The 23,197-nt window shown below is 54.5% G+C and carries 21 protein-coding genes; 20 read left to right on the forward strand and 1 reads right to left on the reverse strand.

Annotated elements, in window-relative coordinates; genetic code table 11:
• Positions 1-563: 563 nt before the first annotated feature.
• The 10 genes from alaS (at position 564) to WBG83_RS06365 (ending at position 12,682) form a co-directional block, all read left to right on the forward strand.
• On the forward strand, positions 564-3,188 hold the full coding sequence (gene alaS / locus WBG83_RS06320; RefSeq protein WP_336743663.1) for an alanine--tRNA ligase: 2,625 nt from the start codon (positions 564-566) through the stop codon (positions 3,186-3,188).
• Positions 3,189-3,276: 88 nt separating this feature from the next.
• The gene (locus WBG83_RS06325) at positions 3,277-3,537 is read left to right on the forward strand and encodes an IreB family regulatory phosphoprotein (RefSeq protein ID WP_336743664.1); all 261 of its coding nucleotides are present in this window, start codon (positions 3,277-3,279) and stop codon (positions 3,535-3,537) included.
• 107 nt (positions 3,538-3,644) lie between these two features.
• Positions 3,645-4,061 (forward strand): Holliday junction resolvase RuvX, encoded by a 417-nt coding sequence (ruvX, locus tag WBG83_RS06330; protein ID WP_336743665.1) that lies wholly within the window; start codon positions 3,645-3,647, stop codon positions 4,059-4,061.
• Positions 4,062-4,072: 11 nt separating this feature from the next.
• Positions 4,073-4,378, forward strand: coding sequence for a DUF1292 domain-containing protein (locus tag WBG83_RS06335; RefSeq protein WP_336743666.1), 306 nt, complete (start codon positions 4,073-4,075; stop codon positions 4,376-4,378).
• Positions 4,378-4,689 (forward strand): DUF1292 domain-containing protein, encoded by a 312-nt coding sequence (locus tag WBG83_RS06340; protein ID WP_336743668.1) that lies wholly within the window; start codon positions 4,378-4,380, stop codon positions 4,687-4,689. The genes WBG83_RS06335 and WBG83_RS06340 overlap by 1 nt, the downstream gene beginning before the upstream one ends.
• A 224-nt stretch (positions 4,690-4,913) precedes the next feature.
• On the forward strand, positions 4,914-5,954 hold the full coding sequence (gene mltG / locus WBG83_RS06345; RefSeq protein WP_336743669.1) for an endolytic transglycosylase MltG: 1,041 nt from the start codon (positions 4,914-4,916) through the stop codon (positions 5,952-5,954).
• Between the two features lie 23 nt (positions 5,955-5,977).
• Complete coding sequence (locus WBG83_RS06350) at positions 5,978-6,919, forward strand: peptidase U32 family protein (RefSeq protein ID WP_336743671.1); 942 nt, start codon at positions 5,978-5,980, stop codon at positions 6,917-6,919.
• Between the two features lie 23 nt (positions 6,920-6,942).
• Positions 6,943-8,316, forward strand: a complete 1,374-nt coding sequence (locus WBG83_RS06355; protein WP_336743672.1) for a peptidase U32 family protein — start codon at positions 6,943-6,945, stop codon at positions 8,314-8,316.
• Positions 8,317-8,476: 160 nt separating this feature from the next.
• On the forward strand, positions 8,477-10,630 hold the full coding sequence (locus tag WBG83_RS06360; RefSeq protein ID WP_336743673.1) for a methyl-accepting chemotaxis protein: 2,154 nt from the start codon (positions 8,477-8,479) through the stop codon (positions 10,628-10,630).
• A gap of 252 nt (positions 10,631-10,882) precedes the next feature.
• On the forward strand, positions 10,883-12,682 hold the full coding sequence (locus WBG83_RS06365; RefSeq protein ID WP_336743674.1) for a peptidoglycan D,D-transpeptidase FtsI family protein: 1,800 nt from the start codon (positions 10,883-10,885) through the stop codon (positions 12,680-12,682).
• Here WBG83_RS06365 and WBG83_RS06370 read toward each other — a convergent pair.
• On the reverse strand, positions 12,645-13,919 hold the full coding sequence (locus WBG83_RS06370) for a S8 family peptidase (protein WP_336743675.1): 1,275 nt from the start codon (positions 13,917-13,919) through the stop codon (positions 12,645-12,647). The genes WBG83_RS06365 and WBG83_RS06370 overlap by 38 nt on opposite strands.
• 290 nt (positions 13,920-14,209) lie before the next feature.
• On the opposite strand from WBG83_RS06370, the gene WBG83_RS06375 reads away from it, so the two are divergent.
• The 10 genes from WBG83_RS06375 to WBG83_RS06420 all read left to right on the forward strand — a co-directional run.
• Complete coding sequence (locus WBG83_RS06375; protein ID WP_336743676.1) at positions 14,210-14,935, forward strand: eCIS core domain-containing protein; 726 nt, start codon at positions 14,210-14,212, stop codon at positions 14,933-14,935.
• Positions 14,936-14,959: 24 nt separating this feature from the next.
• Complete coding sequence (locus WBG83_RS06380; RefSeq protein ID WP_336743677.1) at positions 14,960-17,155, forward strand: AAA family ATPase; 2,196 nt, start codon at positions 14,960-14,962, stop codon at positions 17,153-17,155.
• A gap of 30 nt (positions 17,156-17,185) precedes the next feature.
• Positions 17,186-17,761 carry a DUF4255 domain-containing protein gene (locus WBG83_RS06385; protein WP_336743678.1) on the forward strand — a complete coding sequence of 192 codons (576 nt, stop codon included), beginning with the start codon at positions 17,186-17,188 and terminating at the stop codon, positions 17,759-17,761.
• Positions 17,758-18,573: a hypothetical protein gene (locus tag WBG83_RS06390; RefSeq protein ID WP_336743680.1), complete on the forward strand. Its 816-nt coding sequence runs from the start codon at positions 17,758-17,760 to the stop codon at positions 18,571-18,573. The genes WBG83_RS06385 and WBG83_RS06390 overlap by 4 nt, the downstream gene beginning before the upstream one ends.
• A gap of 81 nt (positions 18,574-18,654) precedes the next feature.
• Entirely contained in the window at positions 18,655-20,394 is a 1,740-nt protein-coding gene (locus WBG83_RS06395; protein ID WP_336743682.1) for a phage tail sheath family protein, read from the forward strand.
• Positions 20,395-20,535: 141 nt separating this feature from the next.
• A complete protein-coding gene (locus WBG83_RS06400; protein ID WP_336743684.1) occupies positions 20,536-20,970 on the forward strand; it encodes a phage tail protein in 435 nt (144 codons plus the stop codon).
• 141 nt (positions 20,971-21,111) lie between these two features.
• On the forward strand, positions 21,112-21,489 hold the full coding sequence (locus WBG83_RS06405; protein ID WP_336743686.1) for a phage tail assembly protein: 378 nt from the start codon (positions 21,112-21,114) through the stop codon (positions 21,487-21,489).
• A gap of 20 nt (positions 21,490-21,509) precedes the next feature.
• Positions 21,510-21,677: a DUF6760 family protein gene (locus WBG83_RS06410; protein WP_336743698.1), complete on the forward strand. Its 168-nt coding sequence runs from the start codon at positions 21,510-21,512 to the stop codon at positions 21,675-21,677.
• Between the two features lie 5 nt (positions 21,678-21,682).
• Positions 21,683-22,192: a phage tail protein gene (locus WBG83_RS06415; RefSeq protein ID WP_336743687.1), complete on the forward strand. Its 510-nt coding sequence runs from the start codon at positions 21,683-21,685 to the stop codon at positions 22,190-22,192.
• 151 nt (positions 22,193-22,343) lie between these two features.
• A partial coding sequence (locus tag WBG83_RS06420) for a hypothetical protein (RefSeq protein WP_336743689.1) occupies positions 22,344-23,197 on the forward strand: 854 nt, incomplete at its 3' end.

Here is a 23,197-nt window from a genome sequence, read left to right on the forward strand (position 1 = left end):
CGTTCGAAGAAAGTCCGCCGTATGATACAGATATAGGGGCCTCCAATGCGAATAAAGCCATTCGCCATTGGAGGTTTTGTGCATTGCGCGACTTCTTCCTCTAGGGGCAGCCGCCGGGTTGTAAATGGCTGACGGTTAAGCTGGTTTACTATGAAATGCCTTGCGTGCCGGAAGCGGCGCAGTCCCTGCCAGCGTTGACATTGTCGCGCCGGAGGCTTATAATTTTCATGGATAAACGAACCATAACGACAATACGTTGATGGAAACCAGTATGCCGTTTTTATGCATATACCAGAGAGAAGGCTCCGGCAGGAAGCAAGCGCTTTTTGCATGGCTGGGAGAGTCTTTATATCGCAGGCCGGCAGAAGCAAATTTCAGAGTGCGGATGAACTCCGCCGGCATTTGGACCCGTTATCGTCCAATACAAGGCGATTGCCGCCGCAGTAGCTTGCGTAAGCTCTGCAGGGGTGCAATAACCAGGGTGGTACCGCGAGACAGCTCGTCCCTGATTTATAGGGGCGTTTTATTTTTTTATGGAGACCTTGAAGGAGGAAGATGGCGAGATGAAAGCAAGTGTTGTACGCCAGAAATGGCTTGATTTTTTTGCGAGCAAGGGGCACCATATTGAGCCCAGCGCTTCGCTAGTGCCTCATAATGACCCGTCCCTGCTGTGGATTAATGCCGGTATGGCGCCGCTGAAGGCATACTTTGACGGCCGGGTAAAGCCGGAAAATCCGCGGATCGCCAACTCGCAGAAATGCATCCGTACCAATGACATTGAGAACGTGGGCAAAACCCGCCGCCACCATACCTTTTTCGAAATGCTCGGCAACTTCTCGATTGGGGATTATTTCAAGGAAGAGGCCATTACCTGGGCGTGGGAATTCCTGACCGACCCGAAATGGATTGGCTTTGATCCGGAGCGCCTGTCGGTGACCGTATACCCGGAGGATACCGAAGCTTTTGATTTCTGGAATAAGAAGATCGGCTTGCCGGCGGAGCGCATCTACAAGCTGCAGGATAACTTCTGGGACATCGGGGAAGGGCCGTGCGGACCTTGTACGGAAATTTTTTACGACCGCGGTGAAAAATATGGCGATCTCTCCGATCCGGAATGCACGCCGGGCGGCGAGAACGAGCGGTTCCTAGAGGTATGGAACCTGGTGTTCTCCCAATTCAATCATAATAAGGACGGCAGCTACACGCCGCTTCCGAACAAAAATATTGATACCGGTGCCGGGCTGGAGCGTCTGAGCTCCATTTTGCAGGATGTGGATTCGAACTTTGATACGGATCTGTTCATGCCGATCATCGAGGCGGCTTGCAAAATCGCAGGTGTGAAATATAAAGCTAAGCCGGAATATGACGTGGCGCTGAAGGTCATTGCCGACCATATCCGGACGGTAGCCTTCTCGGTCGGCGACGGTGTGCAGCCTTCGAACGAGGGACGGGGCTACGTAATCCGCCGCCTGCTGCGCCGTGCTGTCCGCTACGGGAAGACAATCGGCATCGATAAGCCGTTCCTGTACCAGCTTACCGCCGTTGTGGGCGAGGTCATGGGCGTATACTATCCGGAGGTTGTGGAGAAACGGGAATTCATCGAAAAGGTTATCCGTATCGAAGAAGAACGGTTCCACGAGACGCTGTCGGACGGGCTTGCCCTTTTGTCGGCGCTCATTGAGGAAACCCGGAAAACGGGACAATCCGTTATTAACGGCTCGGACGCATTCAAGCTGTACGACACCTACGGCTTCCCGTTTGACCTGACGGAGGATTTCGCTTCGGAGCAGGGGATGACGGTTGACCGGGCCGGCTTTGACACGGCTATGGAAGAGCAGCGTGAGCGCGGCCGGAGCGGCCGGAGCAATGAAGGCAGCATGAAGGTCCAAGGCGGACCGCTGAGCGATTTGACGGTTAAAAGCGAGTTTGTTGGATATACTGAATTGGTAACAACTGCTAATGTGGCTGCGATTGTGCTTCATAATGAGCGGGTGGACCTTGTTGGCGAAGGGCAGACCTGCCAGGTTATTCTGGACCGCACCCCGTTCTATGCGGAAAGCGGCGGTCAAACGAGCGATAAAGGCGTTATCGTGGGCGGCAGCGTCAAGCTTGAAGTGGAGGAAGTCGGCAAAGCGCCGAACGGCCAGCATGTGCACACAGTCCGAATCGCCAGCGGTACGCTCCGCCAAGGAGAAGCGGTGACGGCGCAGGTGGATGCTTCTTCCCGGGAGAGCATTATTAAGAACCACACTGCAACCCACCTGATGCATAAAGCATTGAAGGAAGTTCTGGGCGAGCATGCTAATCAGGCGGGATCGCTTGTCGAGGCCGATCGTCTGCGTTTTGACTTCTCTCATTTTGGCAGTGTAACATCGGAGGAGCTGGCGGATATTGAGCGCCGGGTCAATGAGCAGATCTGGAAAGGAACACCGGTTGTCATCCAGCAAATGGCCATTGCTGAAGCGAAGGCGATGGGGGCTATGGCGCTTTTCGGTGAAAAATACGGCGATATTGTCCGGGTTGTTCAGGTTGGCGATTACAGCATTGAGCTGTGCGGCGGCTGCCATGTGTCGAACACAGCTGAAATCGGGCTGTTCAAAATCGTGAGCGAAAGCGGGATCGGCTCCGGGGTGCGCCGGATCGAAGCGGTTAGCGGACGCGGCGCATATGAATATATGGAAGGGCAGCTGCAGCTGCTGAAGGATGCGGCGGCGCTGCTGAAATCGAATATTCAAGACGTGCCGAAGCGCATCGAGGGCTTAAACGGGCAAATCCGCGAGCTTTCACGCGAGAATGAATCGCTGCGCGGCAAGCTGAGCCGCATTGAAGCCGGATCGCTGGATCAACAAATCCAGACAGTGGAGGGTGTTCAGCTTCTCGCAGTACAAGTAAGCGCGGCGGATATGGATTCGCTTCGCAGCATTGTTGACGAGGTGAAGGGGAAAATCTCCTCCGGCGTCATTTTGCTGGGCGCAGCAGCGGAAGATAAGGTGAACCTGGTTGCTGCGGTTACGCCGGATTTGGTTGCAAAAGGCTATCACGCGGGCAAGCTGATTAAGGAAGCCGCATCGCGGTGCGGCGGCGGCGGCGGCGGACGCCCCGATATGGCTCAGGCCGGGGGCAAGGACCCATCGAAGCTTGCGGAAGCACTGGCGTATGCGTCGGAATGGGTCAAGCAGCAAGCATAATTTTTAGCGAAAAAAAGGAATTTATGGCCAGACGGAGAATACTAACAATGATAAGTACTTATCTTCACTGGGTCAGGGGGTGCTGGCAATGAGCAGCATGGACAAAACGATGAAGTTCGATGTCAAAGCCGAGGAAGCGCAGATATCGCCGCAGGAGGTTCTTCTTGCAGTCTATGATGCGCTGCAGGAGAAAGGGTACAATCCGATTAACCAGATTGTCGGCTACCTGATTTCCGGCGATCCGGCTTATATCCCGCGCCATAACAACGCGCGCAGTCTTATCCGCAAGCGGGAGCGGGATGAATTGATTGAGGAATTGGTTCGCAGCTATCTGAATCAGCATAGATAACGATCCTGCATGTGTGACGACGAGCAGTAACAGCATACGTATTTATTTCAACGCAGCATACGGCCGGTGGATGTCCATCGGCCTTGCTGCCACCTTAGGGAGCAGGCATGAGAATACTGGGGATCGATTATGGGGACAGACGGTTAGGGCTAGCCCTTAGTGACGAGCTGGGGTGGACGGCCCAAGGGCTTGAGGTGCTGCAGCGGCAAACTGCCGAGCGGGACACCGCCCGTCTGGCTGAAATCATTTCAGGCTATGGAGTGGAGCAGATTGTTGTCGGCTTGCCCAAAAACATGAATGGCACGACGGGGCCGCGCGGTGACATGTGTATCGATTTTGCGAACATGCTGAAGGAAACGTTCAACTTGCCGGTTCATCTTTGGGATGAAAGGTTGACAACAGTCGCTGCAGAACGTACGCTGATTGAAGCCGATGTCAGCCGCAAGAAACGTAAGCAGGTTGTGGACAAAATGGCCGCTGTATTCATTTTGCAAGGGTTTCTTGATTTTAATTCCAAAAGGTGAGGTGGACCATCATGGCCCAAGACGACAAACAGTTTGAAGAACCGGAAATTATTTATATTCCTGATGATGACGGTAACGAAGAAGAGTTCGAAGTCATCATGAAGTTTGAAGTGGATGGCTCGGATAAGAAGTATATGATGGTTGTCCCTGTCGGTGCGGAACAAAATGAGGATGAAGAAACCGAAGAGGTATACGCCTTCCGTTATGAAGAAGATGGCGACGATTTGCAGCTGTTCCCGATTGAGGATGAGGCGGAATGGGATATTGTTGAGGAGACGTTCAACACCCTTCTTGCCGAAATGGAGAAAGAGGATTAATGAACGACGGGCTTTTTGACTATACATTGGAAGATGTTCGCGAGGTACAAGTGCTTCGCGAACGCTTTGGGCAAGAGGTCGTGCTTGTTGATGATGAGGGCGAGTCGGTCGTTTTTCGGATTCTGACCGAATTCAGCTTAGGCAAGGTCATGTATGCGGCATTGCAGACAGATGAACTGGAGCGCAGAAACGAATTCGGGCTGTACCGCATCGGAATGAACCGCGGCGGGGAGCCGGAGCTTGAAACGATCGAGGATGACGACGAGTGGGAAAATGTTTCCGAGCTTGTTGATGAAATGCTGTTTTCGTAGGACGAGGGCGTTCGTACGTCCTCTTTTTGCTGTTTTGCCGACAAATTGATAGCGGGTTCATCCTGTATCATGGTGAATCCTCTGCTAAACGCGGCGGGCTCTTTTTTCAGGCGGATCAAGCCGTGTTCAGGGAACAGATAGCTGGAAAGGACTGGAATCAGTTTGTGGTCATAGATCAACAGGAGGCACAGAGGCCGAGATCCCGGAGGGGCTTGCTTTCAGCTGTGCTCATTTTGCTGCTTATCGGCATAGGTCTTGCTTGTGCAGCGGTTTGGTATGCCGCCGGCGCGCTGCGGCCGATGCCTGCCGGGGAAGGCACAGAGGTGACGATTGCACCGGGGACGAGTCCCCGGCAAATTGCAGCTCAGCTGAAGCAGGCCCATATCATCAAGAATGATTTTATTTTCATAGCTTACCTGAAATATAAGCAGGAGGGAAGCCGGTTCCAGGCCGGAACGTATTCCTTCGCCCCCGGGGAAACGATAGACGGCTTGATTGATCGATTAAACCGCGGCGATGTAGTGAAGGAGGAAATGGTCCGCTTTACGATTCCCGAAGGGTGGACCGTGGACCAGATTGCGGCCAAGCTGAGTGAACAGGGTCTCGCCGAGAAGGAAACGTTTCTTGCACTCGCAGCCGACCCGGCCCGATTGGACAGTAAAGCGGCGGCGGCGATTCCGGCAGACAGCCAAATCAAGCGAAGGCTTGAAGGGTACTTGTTCCCGGAAACCTATGAATTGAAAAAGGGAAGCACGGAGCAGGAGTTTCTGGAACGGATGCTTCAGGAGACGGACCTGCGGCTAGCTTCACTTCCGGCCGGCTGGGAGGACAAGCTGCAGGCGGCCGGCTACTCTGTTCATCAAATGCTGACGATTGCCTCGCTTGTGGAACGGGAGGTTGTCGTTGATGAGGAACGGCCTGTCGTGGCGGGTGTCATTTGGAACCGGCTTGCTCAGAAAATGCCGCTGCAAATAGATGCTACCGTTCAGTACGCGCTTGGCGAGCAGAAGGAACGGCTGCTTTATGCCGACTTGGAAGTGGCAAGCCCGTATAACACGTATAAAATTACCGGTTTGCCGCCAGGACCAATCGCAAGTCCGAGCCTCAAATCGATTGAGGCGGCGATATTTCCGGCGGAGACGCGTTATTTATTTTATGTGACGAAGAAGGACGGCACGAAAGGCCATCTTTTTGCAGAAACCTACGAACAGCATCAAGCCAACATAGCGGAAAGCAACAGAATGAATAAACAGAGCAATCCGTAGGACATTCGTAAGGAGGGAATGGTATGGCAAGCAAAACAGAGCTGCTCATTCCGGCTGGCAGTCTGGATGAGGTTAAACGATATGTAGAGGCTGGAGCAGACAGTGTCATGGTTGGGGAAGGACGGTTCGGGCTCCGGCTGCCCGGCAGCATGAGCCCCGCGCATATCGCGGAGGCGGCGGCTTATATGCACGGGCGCGGAGGCAAGCTGTACGTATCGGTAAACACCATTTTTGAAAATGACGATTTAGATGCACTGCCCGGCTACGTTAAAGCGATGCAGGAGGCGGGGGTGGATGCGCTGGTTTTTGGCGATCCGGCCGTGCTGATTGCCATGAAGCAGGCCGGAGTGGAGCTGCCGCTGCATTGGAACACGGAAATGACGTCAACCAACTATGTGACCGCCAATTATTGGGGCAAAAAAGGGGCCACTCGGGCGTTTTTGGCCCGGGAGCTGAATATGGAGCAGGTGATCGAAATGAAAGGCGCAGTGCACATGGAAATTCAGGTTCAGGTGCATGGAATGACAAACATTTATCATTCCCGGCGCAATTTGGTGCACAACTATTTGCGTCACCAAAACGAATTTATCGACGGAACGGAGCTCGCCTCGCTTGGCGCTGATCGCGGCTTCCGGCTAATGGAAGCGGAGCGGCCCGATTTACGGTTCCCTGTGTTTGAAGACGAAAGCGGCACCCACATCATGAGTGCCGACGATATTTGTATGCTTGAGAATATTCACGAGCTGATGGAAGCCGGTGTAGATTGCTTTAAAATTGAAGGGCTGCTTAAATCGCCCGAATATAACGAAACGGTGCTGAGAAGCTACCGGCAGGCTATCGATTCTTATTGGAGCAATCCGGCCGGCTATGAATTCCAAGAAGAATGGCTTGAGGCCATTCAAGAGGTGCAGGAGCCGGAGCGGGAGCTTTCGTACGGATTTTTCTATAAAGAACAGGTGTATTAAGAGAGCAAGGAGGGGAACAGACGATGCAAGACATCCAGGAAACAACAGGCAGCAGAGCCGCTGCAGCGTCGAATCAGGAAGGAAAGGCACGGCGGGAGCTGAAGCGTCCTGAGCTGCTTGCGCCGGCGGGCAACTTGGAGAAGCTGAAGTTTGCTGTCCATTATGGCGCAGATGCGGTCTATATCGGCGGGCAAAAGTACGGGCTGCGCTCCAACGCGGACAACTTCTCGCTGGAGGAAATGCGGGAGGGGGTAGAGTTTGCCTCCCGTTATGGAGCCAAGGTGTTTGTTGCAACCAATATTTATGCCCACAATGAAGATTTACCCGGACTGGAGCAGTACTTGCGGGATTTGGAAAGCGTCGGCATTTTTGCTATCATTGTGGCCGACCCGGCGATTATTGAAACAGCCCGGCGTGTAGCTCCGAAAATGGAAGTGCATCTGAGCACGCAGCAGTCGACCATGAACTGGCAGGCGGTGCAGTTCTGGAAGGAAGAAGGCATTGAGCGTGTCGTGCTCGCACGGGAAGCAAGCATGGAGGATATCCGTGAAATTAAGCGCCGTGTCGAGGTGGATATCGAAGTATTTATCCATGGCGCCATGTGCAGCTCGTATTCCGGCCGCTGTGTGCTGTCCAACCACTTTACCGATCGCGATTCCAATCGAGGCGGCTGTTCGCAGTCCTGCCGCTGGAAGTATGATTTGTTTGAATCCGGGCCGCCGGAGCTGGAGGAGCTCGTCTCCGAGGAGGAAGCGGCAGAGGATTCGACGGTGAACAATTTCCGTATCGGCCTCAAGGAGCTGCCGGTGTTCAAGCCCGATGATGATCAATTCTCCATGGGCTCCAAAGACCTGTGTATGATTGAGCATGTTCCGGATTTGATTGAAGCAGGCGTGGAAAGCTTCAAGGTGGAAGGACGGATGAAGAGCCTCCATTATGTGGCGACGGTCATTAACAGCTACCGGCAAGCCATTGATGCATATTTAGCCGACCCGGACGGTTATGTTCTTCAGCCGCAGTGGGTGGAGGAAATCAATAAAGCGGCCAATCGCCCGGTCAATACCGGATTTTTCTACGATGCGCCGGATCATGAGGATCATATTTACGGACCGGAGCCTAAAATGGCCGACTATGATTTTTGCGGGGTTGTGCTGGATTATGATGCAGAGCAAGGAATGGCTACGATCGAGCAGCGAAACCACTTTAAGGAAGGCCAGGAGGTTGAGTTTTTCGGGCCGAACGGTACGTTTTTCAAGCAAACGGTGCGGGGACTGACAGATGCCGAGGGGCAGCCTTTGGATGCGGCTCGCCATCCGCTGCAGGTTCTGCGTCTCCCGGTTAGCAGCCCGGTGCGGCCTATGGACTTGATGCGCAAGCAAGCAGGACGAAAGTCTTAATAAAATCCCCCTCTTTTTCTTCGAAAAAGGGGGGATTTTATTTAAGAAAAAAGGGATCTTCATCTTCATGTCGAATATGACGATATTAGAGAAATAGACCCAACTTATTACAAAAGCAGACATCCAGGAGAACTAACTAATCGAAGGCGGTGGGGATTCGATGAAAACTAATTTTTCGCCTGAAAAAGGCAAGTTTATTCGAACAGTAAAGAGAACGTTTACAAAAGTGATGAAGGGAGCCAAGGTCCCCGGCAGATTAGGGACTAAAGACATCCTCTCTGATTTCAAGGTTACGAATCCGGCGAAGTCCGTAGGTATGAAGCTGTTCTTGACGTTCTTTATCAGCATACTCGTCTTTGTTCTGGTCGTAGGAGAAACCTCCTATCTCATTTCCAAAGGAATTATTCAGGATAAGGTAGCGATTGCTTCCGAGCAAACCGTTACACAGGCTTCGGAGAAGCTTGATTTGATGCTGAATATTTATGAGGATTTGACGATGCAAATGGTTGTTGACCAAAGCATGCAAAGCCTGATGGATCAATATTATAGCTCTCCGAAAGGAAGCTATGATCAGCTCAAGGTAACGCAGGATATCGGGAACAAGCTGAACACGCTGGCCTTAACGAACAAAACGATTGCCTCCATCTCTCTGCTGGACCGAAACGGCGAACGGGTGTTCACCAGCGGCGGTACATTAGATAAATCGTCCTACTCGGACGAGGAATGGTTCAAGCAAACCTTAGCGGCTGCCGGCAAAGCGGTATGGCTGGGGACGAAGAAGAAGGGGACATCGGGAAAACTGTCCTACCCGGCATTTTCAATTTCACGGGTCATTAAAAATGCTTCCTCCAACACCATAACATCCATATTTCTGGTGGAGATTAAGCTGGAGACGCTTAGTGATCAAGTACAGGCGATTATGGGTGGGGCTGGAAAGGTATACATAGTCGATCAGAGTAATAAGGTGATGCAGGCAAACGATCTTGAACTGCTTGAGCAGGATAGCCCGATTGATATGTCCAAAGTGGAAGCCTCCAAAGGCCGTCTGGAGGATATCATGCTCAACGGAGAGAAGACACTGGCGGTATACAGCACGCTGGAGAAGAATGGCTGGAAAGTGGTGGGCGCGCTGCCTGTCGCTGAATTGACGAAGCAGACAGATACCATTTTTATGGTGACGATCATCATGTCGGCTTGTGCCGCAATTGTGGCCGTCATTATCGGTTTGTTCGTCATGAGAATGATGCGTCCGCTGGTTCATTTGCGCAATTTGATGAAGGAAGGCGAAGAAGGGAATTTGACGGTTCGCACAAACTTCCAGTCGAATAATGAGATCGGGCAATTGGGGCAAAGCTTCAACCAGATGATGGAGAAAATTACCCAGCTGGTCAATCAGACAACCGTTTCGGCCCAAGAGGTGCTGTCCACGGCAGAGCAGCTGTCGGATTCCTCGAAAAAAACGGCTACCTCCGCCCGCGAGATTGCGCTTGCTACGGAAGAGATTGCAAACGGGGCATCCAGCTTGGCGGTCGAAGCTGAGCGCGGCAATGAAATTACGTATACAATCAGCGAGCAAATGAATCAAGTCGTTTCGGCCAACAGCGAAATGAAGCTGGCGGCGACAGAGGTCCAGAAGGCGAGTGAACAGGGCACACATTTCATGGCAGAGCTGACGGCCAAAACGAATTCGACCGAGCTGATGACCCGCTCGATGGTGGAGAAGGTCGATCAGCTGAAAGAAAGCACGCGTTCGATTCGTAAAATCTTGGATGTGCTGAACAACTTAACGAAGCAGACGAATATTTTGTCCTTGAACGCTACCATTGAAGCGGCTCGGGCCGGAGCGGCAGGCAAAGGCTTTATGGTTGTTGCCGACGAAATCCGCAAGCTGGCGGATCAGTCCCGACATTCCATCAGTGTCGTCGGTGAAATCACGGAAACGATTCAAAGCGGCATCGATGAAACGGTGTCCGTGCTGTCTGCGGCATATCCGCTTTTCCAGGAGCAGATCGGATCGGTGAAGGAAACCGATGTTATTTTCCAGCAGGTGCAGCAGCTGATGGGCGGCTTTGTGGAGAAGCTGAACGAGGCTACAGCTTCGATTCAGCAACTGAATGAATCCCAAAATGTGCTTAGTGATGCCATGACGAACGTTAGCGCTGTCGCTGAAGAATCTTCGGCCACCTCGCAAGAGGTTGCGTCGCTCAGCAATGAGCAGTCCAGCATTAGCGAAGGGCTGGTCAGATTGGCGGATAATTTGGAAGGGCTGTCGAATTCGCTTCGGGATTCCCTGTCCAAGTTCAGAACACAATAATATCGGGTTTTACCTGCAGGTAGTAGATGGTTCAAGGGGGGCGCAGTGCGCTCCGCTTGATAGGCATCATTCCCGATAACAGGCAAGAAGCTTCCGAAACCATTACGATGGGGACGGAGGCTTCTTTGCGTGGTCAAATCTTGAATGGGACGATAAGACCAGTCGCTTGGCTTGCGGAGGAGCCTTTGTTTGTAAGGGCTTCTTTCCGTCGATACTGGTAGCAAGAGAAAATATACGGGGGGATGACGGGGGATGGACACGTCCGGCAAAAGAAGGCTGTTTGTGCTGCTTATGCTGCTTACTGCAGCGATCGCGGCTTTACTTGTCCGGCTTGGCAGCCTGCAATTGCTCAGTTCAATCGGAGTGCGGGCTGCAGGGGCCGATCTGGTTGCCCAATCGGTGCACCAGCGCGAGAGAGGGCTGCTGCTGGACAGCGGACGCGGGCAAATCGTGGACCGGAGCTTGCAGCCTTTCACCGGAGGCGCCATTCGTGCCCTCGCTTATTTCCCGGTTAAGCCGGGCTCCGGCGCACTTCAGGAAAGGTGGAAGGAGCTGTGGAGGCTTCTGCATACTACGGAGCGGGAGTGGAACCGGTTCACAGCTGGCGGGGGCTCTCAGCCGCGCCTGTGGAGCGGCGCCGACGCACCGCGGCAGCCGCTTGAACTTTCAGCCGCAGAGGCTGAGCGGGTTCGCAGCTTAGCGCTCCCCGGTGTGGAGGTGCTGCATGTGGAGCAGCGGTACCGGGAGCCCGCCCCTGCTGGACAGGTTCTCGGTTATGTCTCGGAGGATCCGGAGCGGGTACGGACGGAATTTGCTGACCAGATCAGCAAGGGCTTGCTTCGGGAGGACAGCCTGGTAGGAGCATCCGGGCTGGAAAAGCAGTTCGAGCACTATTTGCAGGGAGCCGGGCCGACCACGGTATCGCTTTTTACAGACGGGGCTAAGGAGCCTTTGCCTGGACTGAAGGTCAGGCTGTTTCAGCCGGGCAATCCGTACTATCCGACGAGTCTGGTTACGACACTGGACCGGCGCCTGCAGGTGGAGGTGGAGCGGCTGATGGACAAGGCGGGCATCCGATCCGGGGCGGTCGTTGTTCTGGATGCATCCAGCTCGGATATTGTAGCGATGGCGTCCAGCCCCTCCTTTAACCCGAATCAGGTTGACCCCCAAAGCGGCAAATGGCGGAATCAAGCGCTGCGCGCCGTTGCGCCGGGGTCGGTCTTTAAACTGGTGGTTGCAGCGGCTGCTTTGGAGGAAAAGGCTGTACGGCCGGATGAAGCGTTCACATGCCAGGGAGAGCTCGGCAGGTACGGCTTTTCTTGCTGGCTGCGGGGCGGTCACGGCAAATTGACGATGGCTGAAGCGTTTGCGCAGTCCTGCAACCTTGTATTTGCCCAGGTAATGCAGCGGCTGGACGCCGGACGCCTGGAACGCTATGCGCTGAGGCTGGGGCTGGCCGGCTTGTCCGGTTGGAGCGGGGACTCCCTATTCGGCGGGGAAACGCTGCGCCAGCTTGACGGGGAGGATAAGGGGCAAATCTTTTCCTCCCAAGCGGATCGGACGGATTCGGGTCTGCTTATTCAAACTGCGATTGGACAGCGCGATGTGCTTGTTTCTCCGCTGCAGGCCGCTCAAATGATAAATATTATACTTCAAGGGGATCAGGCCCGCGCTCCCCGGATTGTTTCTGAGGTCCGGTACGCCAACGGGATGACCATGGACCGGTTCCCGGCACAGCAGGCTCATCGCCCGGCTGAAGGACTATCCCCGCAAACCGTGAAAACACTGAAGGCTTGGATGAGAGACGTTGTCGTTTCAGGCACGGGCATGGCGCTGCGGAATGCAAAGTGGCCGCTTGCAGGCAAATCAGGTACGGCCCAAACCGGAGCGGGCGCGGTTCATCAATGGTTCGCCGGATATGGGCCGAGTGACAAGCCGGCCTATACAGTGGCGGTCGTTGTACACGATCAGCCGGAAAACGGGGTTAATCGTGCGCTTCCTCTATTCAAGGAAGTTATGGATTTACTTGCCTCCGCCGACGGGCGGCAGTGAAGCGGATATTCAATTCTCCGCTGCCTTGAGCGGCAGGCGAAAATCCCGGCAGACGGAAGGCGTTCCGCTGCAGGAGCGTCTTGATTTGCCGTGGCTTGAGCCTGGGCCGTCTTTGCAGAAGCTGGGCGATCGCTCCGGAGACAATCGGAGTCGCCATGCTGGTTCCGGTCATTGTCGTATAGAAGCGGCGGAATTTGACGGGCAGCTGGGGGGTTGCTTCGGCGGCAGGGGCCCGCAGGGAAATAATGTTGACGCCCGGAGCGTTCAAATCCGGTTTGCGCAGACGGGCGCTGCCTCGGCTGGAGAAAGGCGCAATCCGGTCATCGCGCTGTGTAACGGTGCGCCGATCATTGGCTGCTCCGACAGCAATAACCGACGGGCTGATTGCGGGGGAAATCACCGTATTTCGCTGCGGGCCGCTGTTCCCGGCCGCCGCAACGACGCTGATTCCTCTCCGCACTGCCTGGGAAGCGGCCTGGCAAATCAAATCATCCCGGCATCGCTTTATAACCCCGGTTCCGAGCGACAGGTTCATGACACGTATTCCGAGCCGTTTGCGCTGGTTGACCGTCCAGTTGATGCCCGCAACGACATCGGAGACGGTACCGCTGCCTTTGGCGTCCAGCACCTTAACTCCAATCAGCCGAGCCTCGGGCGCACAGCCCTTGTATAAGCCCTTTGAAACAAAACCGTTCCCGGCGGCCGAGCCTGCTACATGCGTCCCGTGGCCGTTGTCATCGTAAGGCTGGCGACGACCGGCAATGAAATCCTTAAAAGCGACGATCCGGTTTTTTGGCTTAACCAGATCGGGATGCTTGTATATGCCGGTATCCACAATTGCGATGCCGATGCCCTTTCCGGTTAAACCGGAGCGTAGTGCCGCCCCCGAGCCTACAGCAGGCCCAGCGATATTCATACAGGTCCGTACCCGGTAATTATCGTAAATGCGCGAAACAAGCTTGTGCTTGCACAGCTTGCGAATCATGCCTGGGGTAACATGGGCGAGGACGGCCCCGATTAGAGGAAGCCTCCGCTTCGGCTTGAAGCCGTGTCGATGCAAGTGCCTGTGCAGTGCTGCCATGTGCTTCAGGCAGTTTTTCCTGCGGACCTGAATAATAACCGCGAGGTGCTTTTGCTTCACGCTTCCCCTTGCTGTGGAAGCGTAGCGTCCCAGCTTAGCGGCGAGCCGATCCTGCAGCTTATGCAGTGCTGCGGCCTGCCTTTTGTTTTTTTTCACGGCCTTTTTGACCCGTTTCGCTTTTCCCCGACGCTTGAATGAGCTCATCTGTCAAGGCACCGCCCTTTTCACAGTTTGTCGCACGTATTACAATATGTCCCGGAACAGCAGCGGGAATGGACAAAAATGACGTGCAGGCGCGGGGATAAGCCTATTTTTACGAGGCGCTGCGAAAATAACTGTTGCATGAATATGAATCTGTATGTCAATATGAACTTAGAAGAAATACTGCCCAGTCATTCATCCAAACAAGTCCCAATTCTCTCCCGCTAAGGAGTGACTATATTACTATGAGTCGACAAATGTTGCAAGGCGGACGCGCAAATGGTCGCCGTGTCAAAGGAAGCTCTGCACCGGCCCAGCGCTCAGCTATGCGTGCCGCTGACGGAATGCTGCGGCTGCAGCAGCTTGGGGGAAACCGGGCTGTGCAGCGGATGCTGGCGGGCCGGAGCGGTTGGACCGTACAGCGAATGGAAATCCCTGAGGAGGAAGAGCTCCAGATGAAGGCGAACTCCTCGGCGGCGGCCCAGCGCATGGAAGCGGAATTGCCGGAAGCCGAAGAGGAAGAAATTATGCTGAAGCCTGATCCGACTGCGGCTGTGCAGCGGATGAGCATCCCCGAGGAAGACGAGCTTCAGATGAAGCCTGTTCAGCGTAAAACCAACACGAACGGAATGTCCCCGGAGGTACAAGGCAAGATGGAGAAAGCATTTAATTCGGACTTCTCCGGTGTAAAGATTCATGAAGGCAGCGATGCTTCCGAAATCGGGGCGCTCGCCTATACACAGGGCAGCGACATACACTTTGCGCCGGGACGGTATCAGCCGAATACCCAATCCGGCCAGGAGCTGCTGGGTCATGAGCTGGCTCATGTGGTGCAGCAGCGCCAGGGTCGTGTCCGGCCGACAACCCAAGCCAAGGGGATACCAATTAATGATGATGCCGCCCTTGAAAAGGAAGCGGATCAGCTCGGTTCCAAGGCGGCGAGGATGAACTATAAGCCGGAGGACGCCTGATAACGAAATGGGACTGTTACTTGCATGAACAACACACCGTATACCCATGCTTGGCAGCATTACGCTGACGAGCTCTCCCGATTAAATCTGCTCATTGCGCTGCAGCTGCGGCGGATGCCACAGGAAGATTCAGCGCTGGACCCCTCTCTGCAGGCCTTTAAGGGGCTTGTACTCGCGGAAGAGGAAATGTTCCGTCTCCTTCAAGCAAGCGCTTCCGAAGAAATGGTGGACGACGCTCCTGAGCTTGAGGAACTGGCTAGGCTGGATGAGGCCATCCGGCAGCGGCTGATGCAAAGCATCCGGCAAAACATTTTTTTGCCTTTGCCGCATTTAGCGCGTGCATTTCAACTCACTTCATTTGAAATTCAAACGATTTTTGTAGCTTTTGCTCTGGAGCTGGACCGTAAGTACGAAAAGCTGTATGCCTATTTGCAGGACGATGTAACATGCAAATATGCGACGGTGGAATTAGCTATCCGGCTGCTGTGCCATAACGAGCAGCATGCGCTGGCAGCCCGCCGGTTTTTCACCAAAAGAGGCAAGCTGCTGTCTTATTTTTTCAGGGCGGAGCCTGATGAGGATAAGCAGGTGTCCCTGCTGTCCAGACCGCTTCGGCTGGAAAGCCGGCTGACGGATTTCCTGCTCGGCGTAACGCCGGTGCATGAGGAGCTGGACTACTGCTTGCAAACGATTGCCGTTCAGGATTTTCTGCCGCCTCTGGAAACCGGACAAGCCGTTCAGGAGAGGCTGCGACGCTACCTTTCTGTGGCAGCTGCTGCCGACGAAGAGGAGGCATCAGCTGCCAATAAGCCTTTGCTGTGTCATTTATGGGGCAATCCCGGGGCGGGAAAAACGCTTCAGCTGAAGCATCTGTGCCGCCACACCGGCCGGCCGCTTCTGCTGGTCGATTGCGGAAAGCTTAAATCCGAGGAGCAGCCGTTCTCTTCGATTGTCCGCCGGATACTGCAGGAGGCCGTGCTGCAGGACGGGATCGTCGCTTGGGACAATTTCCACCTTCTTGCAGAGCAGGATGGCGCAGTGCACCCGGACAGACAGCTGGAGCTGTGGGAGCTGGCTGCGGGACATCCGGGAGATGTGTTTTTTTTATCCGAATCGTCCTGGAAGCCGATCAAGCGCCCGCTGGGTAAAATGTATGCCGATATCGAGCTTCCGGTTCCGGCGGACACGGAGAGGCGGCGGCTGTGGGAGCAATGGTCGGGCGCCCGGTTCGAAGGGTCAGATTGGGGCGCTATCGCCAGCAAATTCCGCTTTACGCCCGGTCAGATTCATACCGCAATACATACCGCACAGCAGCTTGCGGATTGGGAAGAGGGGCCTGAGGCCCGAATTACCGGCGATTTGTTGCACCGGGCCTGTTACGCGCAAATTCAGCATAAGCTCCAGCAAAAAGCGAGCCGGATCGACCCCAAATATGCATGGGATGATATTATTTTGCCTCCAGACCAGAAAGAACAGCTTCGCAATGCCTGCAATCAGCTGAAGTACCGCCATGTTGTGTTTGGCGAATGGGGCTTTGACCGCAAGCTGGCTTACGGCAAAGGCATCAGTCTGCTGTTCGCCGGTCCGCCCGGAACAGGGAAAACAATGTCCGCCCAGGTGATCGCCAAGGAGCTGCAGCTGGAAATATACAAAATCGACCTGTCGCAGGTGATCAGCAAATACATCGGTGAGACCGAAAAAAACCTGCACGACATTTTTAGGGAGGCACAGCTTTCCGGCAGCATTTTGTTTTTTGATGAAGCCGACGCATTGTTCGGAAAGCGCTCCGAGGTCAAGGACGCCCATGACAAGTATGCGAACGTTGAGACTGCGTATTTGCTGCAAAAGATGGAAGAGTACGAAGGCGTGACGATTCTGGCTACAAACTTCTCGCAAAATCTGGACGAAGCGTTCATGCGGCGTCTGAACTACGTGATTAAGTTTCCGTTTCCCGACACCGAGCACCGCGAAAAAATATGGCGCCAGTCGTTTCCGAAGGAAGCGCGTCTGGACAGCGACGTAGATTTTCAGTTCCTGGCAAAGACGTTTGAGGTGGCCGGGGGCAATATTAAAAATATGGTCGTTTCCGGAGCGTTTCTGGCTGCTGAAGCCGGGACGGAAATCGGCATGAAGCAGTTAATTGCGGCTGCTAAATACGAGCTGCGGAAAAACGGAAAAATTTTGCTCAGGGAGGATCTCGGCGAATATGCTGATTTGTAATGCCCGCAGAGCGAAGGGGGGAATGCGGTAATGGCGGACTATACGGTTATTGCGGAAGTCGGGCAAACACTCGTCCAGCTGCTTCGTCAGGAAATGACACCTGAGCCGATTGGGCAGCCGGAGCACATCGGCCTGGCTCCTCCGGCCGATAAGGGCGACCTCAGCCTGTCCCTGTTCCTGTACACTGTCCGGGACAATCCGGAGCATCGCCGCACAACGATGATCAGTAAGGGCAGCACGCAGCAGTATCCGCCGATGGCCGTCAATTTACACTATCTGGTTACGGCCCATTCTGCATCCGATATCCATTCGCGTTCAGTTGACGAGCATCGCATGCTTGGGAAGGTTATGCAGGTGTTTCATGATCATGCTGTTCTCCGGGGCAGTCAGCTTATCGGTTCGCTTGCCGAGCGGAATGAGGAGCTGCGCATTACCCGGGAGGAATTGGCAATGGAGAACGCATTCGGCTTTTTTCAGGAGGAGCCGTATAAGCTGTCGCTCAGCTACATGGTCGGACCGGTATTTATCGATTCCATCCGGACCAAGCCGGTGAAGCGCGTGCTGGAAGCCGAATTCAGGCTGCAGGAAGCGGAGGGGGCAGAATGAACGGGAATGGCGAGACTCGTCTTGAAAGCACCTTCAGCCTGCGTGCAGGCCTCGTTGTGCGTTTTGTTGACCGCTGCACGATGAAGCCGCCTGTGCGGGATATTCCGCAGGTGGAGCTGGAGGGGTACCCCCAGCGTGCTATCCGCAAAGCGGATGAAGGGCTGGTGCTGCTGCTGAAGGCTCCGCGCGGGCCGGTGCGGTTACATATTCGCTCAAGCATTTATCTGCCCGAAACGATGGAGCTGGATTTGTCTGCAGCACAGGACGAATGTCCTACAGTGACTGTGCCGCTGACGCCCAGTCCTGCCTATCCGGCCGGAGCCGGTGTCACCGTCCTGCGCGCTTCCATACGGGATAAGGATCACCGGCCGCTAGCGGGCGCACGTCTGAGAGTTCGTCCTATCGACGAGGTTTGCATGTCGGCCAGGCTGGTGGAGGATGCGGCAAAAGGCCGGGATTACGTGAAGGTGACCGGCCGGCCAGGACTTTATGAGGGGTTTCCCTATTTTTTTTATCATAAAGATGCGAAAAAACAGGAACTATGCCGGATTATGCGGCTTCACCCGGAGGACCGGGGGGCATCCTTGGCGAACCCCCTCGCCTTTGCTCAAACGAGAGGGACGGTTTTGTTTCCGGAATTTGTCGTTTTTAGCAATGAGCGGGGAGAGGCGGCCGTGTTTTTGCCTTCGTTCCGGGTGCGGTGCTTTTCTGTGCGTATGGAAGTTTCGTTAAATTCATTGAATTTCGTGCAGGAGGTGAATGTCGAAGAAGGAGCGGCCCAGTTTCTGGGGAATATAGTCTTGTCGAACTAAATCGAAATGAGTATGATGAAGGTAGCAATTTGAACCCATGGAAGGAGGGAACTGGTTTCGCATAGCTGAAACCGGAGACAAATGGCAGATTACTTATCGCCTGGTGTGTATGTGGAAGAGTTTGACAGCGGTGGACAGCCGCTTGCAGGTGTCAGCACGAGTACGGCAGGTTTTATCGGTCTTACCCAACGGGGGGCTGTAGAAGGATTGCCGCTGCTGGTCACGAGCATGAACGATTTTCAGCGTAACTTTGGTTCCTATCTCTCGGAAAATGCGTTTGGTGAGTACCGCTTTCTTGCTTATGCGGTAGAGAGCTTCTTCGTGAACGGGGGATCGCGCGCGTACATTATGCGTGTAGCGCCTTCCGACGCTAAGCCGGCTGTCAACGGTGCGGACAACGTACTGGCAATTAGCGCCAAAAACCCCGGCGCATGGGGCAACCAAATCCGCGTTGTGGTGGAGCCGTCCAGCAAAGCCAAAACGCAAATTTATGAAGTGCTCGGAGACAGCGACGAGTCCAAGAAATACCGGGTAAAATCAAATGCCGGATTTAATCCCGGCGATGTGGTCGCTTTTGATGACGGAGTACATAAGCAATACTCCCGCGTCATCACCTCTCAAGATAACATCATTGAGCTGGAAAGCCATCTGGAGGGTGACGAGGCGGTAATCGACAATAATCTTCTTCCGTCCAAAGTGCTGACTACCAGCGAATTCACGCTGCACGTATTTTATGGGGATGAAGCGGAAACCTTTGAACGCCTGTCGCTTAACATCGCTGCGGCGAACCATGTGTCGAAGGTTGTCGGACGCTCCAATATTGTGAATATTGCTGACCGGACCGGTGAGCTTGGCGATGCCGGCGAAACGGCACCGTTTGAAGTGATTTCGGGACAGCCCGAAACCGCCAAAAGCTTCGTCATTGAGCTGTCCGGCGGCAGTGACGGCAGCATCTCCAACCTGGCTGCCAGCGATTTCATGGGTCAGGACAACGGACCTGGCAAACGTACAGGCATCCAAGCGTTCATTGATAACGATGTAGTCAGCATTATGGCTGTGCCCGGCGTGACGGACCCGAACGTTCAGCTCGCGCTCGTAGCGCACTGCGAAAACCTTGGCAGCCGTTTTGCCATTCTCGATATTCCCCGGGAAAAAACGAAGGTTGCCGATGTTCTGACGCATCGTGACATTTTTGATTCCAACTATGCGGCAATGTACAATCCGTGGCTGCAAGTGTTCGATCCGCTGGACAAGCGTAATATTTATATTCCGCCGTCCGGTACGATGGCTGGCATTTATGCGCGCAGCGACAATACACGCGGTGTTCACAAGGCGCCTGCGAATGAAGTGTTACGCGGCGTGGTAGGTTTGTCCGTGCAGTACAACAAGGGCGAGCAGGATATTCTCAATCCGCGTGGCGTCAACCTTATCCGGAGCTTTACCGGTCAAGGCATCCGTGTCTGGGGCGCAAGAACATGCTCCTCCAACACACTGTGGAAATATGTGAACGTGCGCCGGTTGTTTATTTTCCTGGAGGAGTCGATTAAGAACGGCACCAACTGGGTTGTGTTCGAGCCGAATGATGAGCGTTTGTGGGCTCGCGTTCAGCGGACAATCGATGCGTTCCTGACCCGGGTATGGAAGGATGGAGCTCTGCTCGGTTCCAGCACGGGCGAGGCATTTTATATCCGTATCGGCCGTGAAACCATGACACAGGATGACATCGATAACGGCCGTCTCGTCTGCGTCATCGGCGTTGCGCCTGTGAAGCCTGCCGAGTTCGTTATTTTCCGCATTACGCAAAAAACCGGCTCCGAGTAATCCCGGTGCGAGTAACAGGTACTCGGGAATTACGGGTTTCATAAAGGGACTCGGGCGAGCATGAAAGCAATGACCCGGTTTGAAAAACCGGAGCATAGAACGTAATTAAATTTGACATATGAAGTGAGGAGGGGGCAGGACATGGCGGGCGAACGCAATGATCCCTACCGCAAGTTTCGATTCAGAGTGGAAGTAGAAGGTATTGAGCAGGCCGGATTCAGCGAGGTTTCCGGATTCGATGCTTCCCTTGATGTGGTAGAATACCGCGAGGGCAATGAAGTCATCACCCCTCGTAAGCTGCCGGGCTTGGCAAAATACGGCAACATTACGCTCAAGTGGGGCGTAACCGATTCGATGGATATGTATGAGTGGCTTCAAGAGTGCATCCAGGGCACAGTGAGCCGCAAAACAGTCACCATTATCGCCATTAACGAGGAAGGCGAGGATGTGGCGACATGGCAGGTTATCGAAGCATGGCCGGCCAAGTACACCGCGCCTGACTTCAACGCAACGGCTTCAGAGGTAGCCATCGAGCTGCTGGAGCTTGCGCACGAAGGCATGACCAGAACGCAATAATCAGGAATGAAGGCGCTAGGCCGCTGGTAAAACAAGGGGTGGGGATGCGGAGCAGTTTCTGCAAGCGGCCCATCTCTTGTTTTCACTATATTTGGCTTTACACAGCTTTAGGCATCAAATGATACAGGAGGTTACGCTGGCATGGCATTTCGTACAGAATTTGAATTTGAGCTTCCTCGCGGATATGTCGACGAGAACGGAAATTTGCATAAACGCGGAATTATGCGGCTGGCGACGGCAGCTGATGAGATACTGCCGATGCGTGATCAGCGGGTGCAGCAAAATCCTGGCTATTTGACCATTATTTTGCTAGCGCGGGTCATTACGAAGCTGGGCGACCTGCGTGCTATCGATACAAGAACGGTTGAGAAGCTGTTTACAGCGGACCTGGCGTTTCTGCAAAATTTTTACCGTCAAATTAATGAGCTGGAGAAGCTTAGTGTAAAAACCGCATGTCCCAAATGCGAGCATGACTTCGAGGTGGACATCTCTTTTTTAGCCGAAACGGGGGGGGCTTAAGCCGCTATCCCATCGATAAAATCTACGAGGAAGCCGGGTTCATTGCTTATTATTTTCACTGGAGCCATGCGGAAATTATGGAGATGGAGCACCGGGAGCGCCGGCGATGGTGTGACGAAATCTCACGCATTAACCGTAATTTGAATGATGAGCCGGATAACCCCTTCGACGTGTTTAAAAAGAGGTGACATGAATGCTTCAGAGCAAGTACGCCAGAAAGCAGGAAAAGAGCTTGCTGAAAAAAGCGGAGGCGGGAGCCGATTTAAGAAAAGAGGTCAGCAGCACCTTCCGGTTTATTGTGGAGCTTGACGGCTTGCAGGCAGCCGGATTCTCGGAAGTAAGCGGGCTGCAGTCCGAAATCGAATACGAGGAAATTGCCGAAGGCGGCGTCAATACACATTTTCACCGGCTGCCCAAGCGGGTCAAGTCGCCCCCTCTTGTGCTCAAGCGGGGACTGAGTCTGTCGACGGATTTGTGGAACTGGTACTCCAGCGCCATGAACGGGCAAATAACCCGTAAAACGGGCTCTATTATTATGTATGATCAGGACGGCGATGAGCTGTGCCGATGGAATTTCGCGGAGGCTTACCCGATTAAATGGAGCGGCCCGGAGCTGAATGCGATGCGCAGCGAGGTAGCTGTGGAAAGCATTGAAATTGTTCATAACGGGTTAACCGCATACGACAAGAAACGGAACAAATAGCAATCGTTATTTCTCTAGCGGACGAGACTCTGTTGGGAAACGGCGGTTTATGCTCAGAATATATGGCGGTTTACTTGGAATAGGTGGCTTTTAGCGGTCGTTCGTTCCGCCAAATAAAGCACAAAGGGACAGCGTGAGGAGGGAGCACGGGGTGAGGATACTACGGGAGGCGGCGCCAAAAGAACGGCGTATAAATCGGCTGCACCGTTCATTTGCAGAAGGAATTGCTGCAAAATACGGCGCGCTTCGCACATACGCCTGGAACCGTGTTTCGCTTATTCACCGCGACCCGAATGAAAACGGCGGAGAGCCGGACGTAGTTTTACAGCAGACGATTGTCAACCTGGAGCTTCATCTTCATGAGCTGAAAAAACATCAGGAGATCCGGCTTGCCCAGAGTCAGCATTTTTTGCTGCAGCAGCTGAAAAAGTCTGTGACACGGGAAGTACGCGTGGAAGCGGAGCGGCAAACGAAGCTGGTGCTGCGGGAAGCTGCGCAGGCAAAGGAAGTGCGCCAGCGCAGGGTGATAGAGGAAGCAGCGGAGCAGGCGCGAGGCCGAAGCGAGGCGGAGACGCGGGAGCGCCGTGCGCGCGAGGAAGCGGCGGAGCAGGCGCGAGGCCGAAGCGAGGCGGAGACGCGGGAGCGCCGTGCGCGCGAGGAAGCGGCGGAGCAGGCGCGAGGCCGAAGCGAGGCGGAGACGCGGGAGCGCCGTGCGCGCGAGGAAGCGGCGGAGCAGGCGCGGGGCCGGAGCGAGGCGGAGACGCGGGAGCGGGAGCGCCGTGCGCGCGAGGAAGCAGCGGAGCAGGCGCGAGGCCGGAGCGAGGCGGAGACGCGGGAGCGCCGTGCGCGCGAGGAAGCGGCGGAGCAGGCGCGGGGCCGGAGCGAAGCGGAGACGCGGGAGCGAGAGCGCCGTGCGCGCGAGGAAGCGGCGGAGCAGGCGCGAGGCCGGAGCGAGGCGGAGACGCGGGAGCGCCGTGCGCGCGAGGAAGCGGCGGAGCAGGCGCG

Source organism: Paenibacillus sp. y28, assembly GCF_037137075.1.
GTDB lineage: Bacteria > Bacillota > Bacilli > Paenibacillales > NBRC-103111 > JBBBNV01.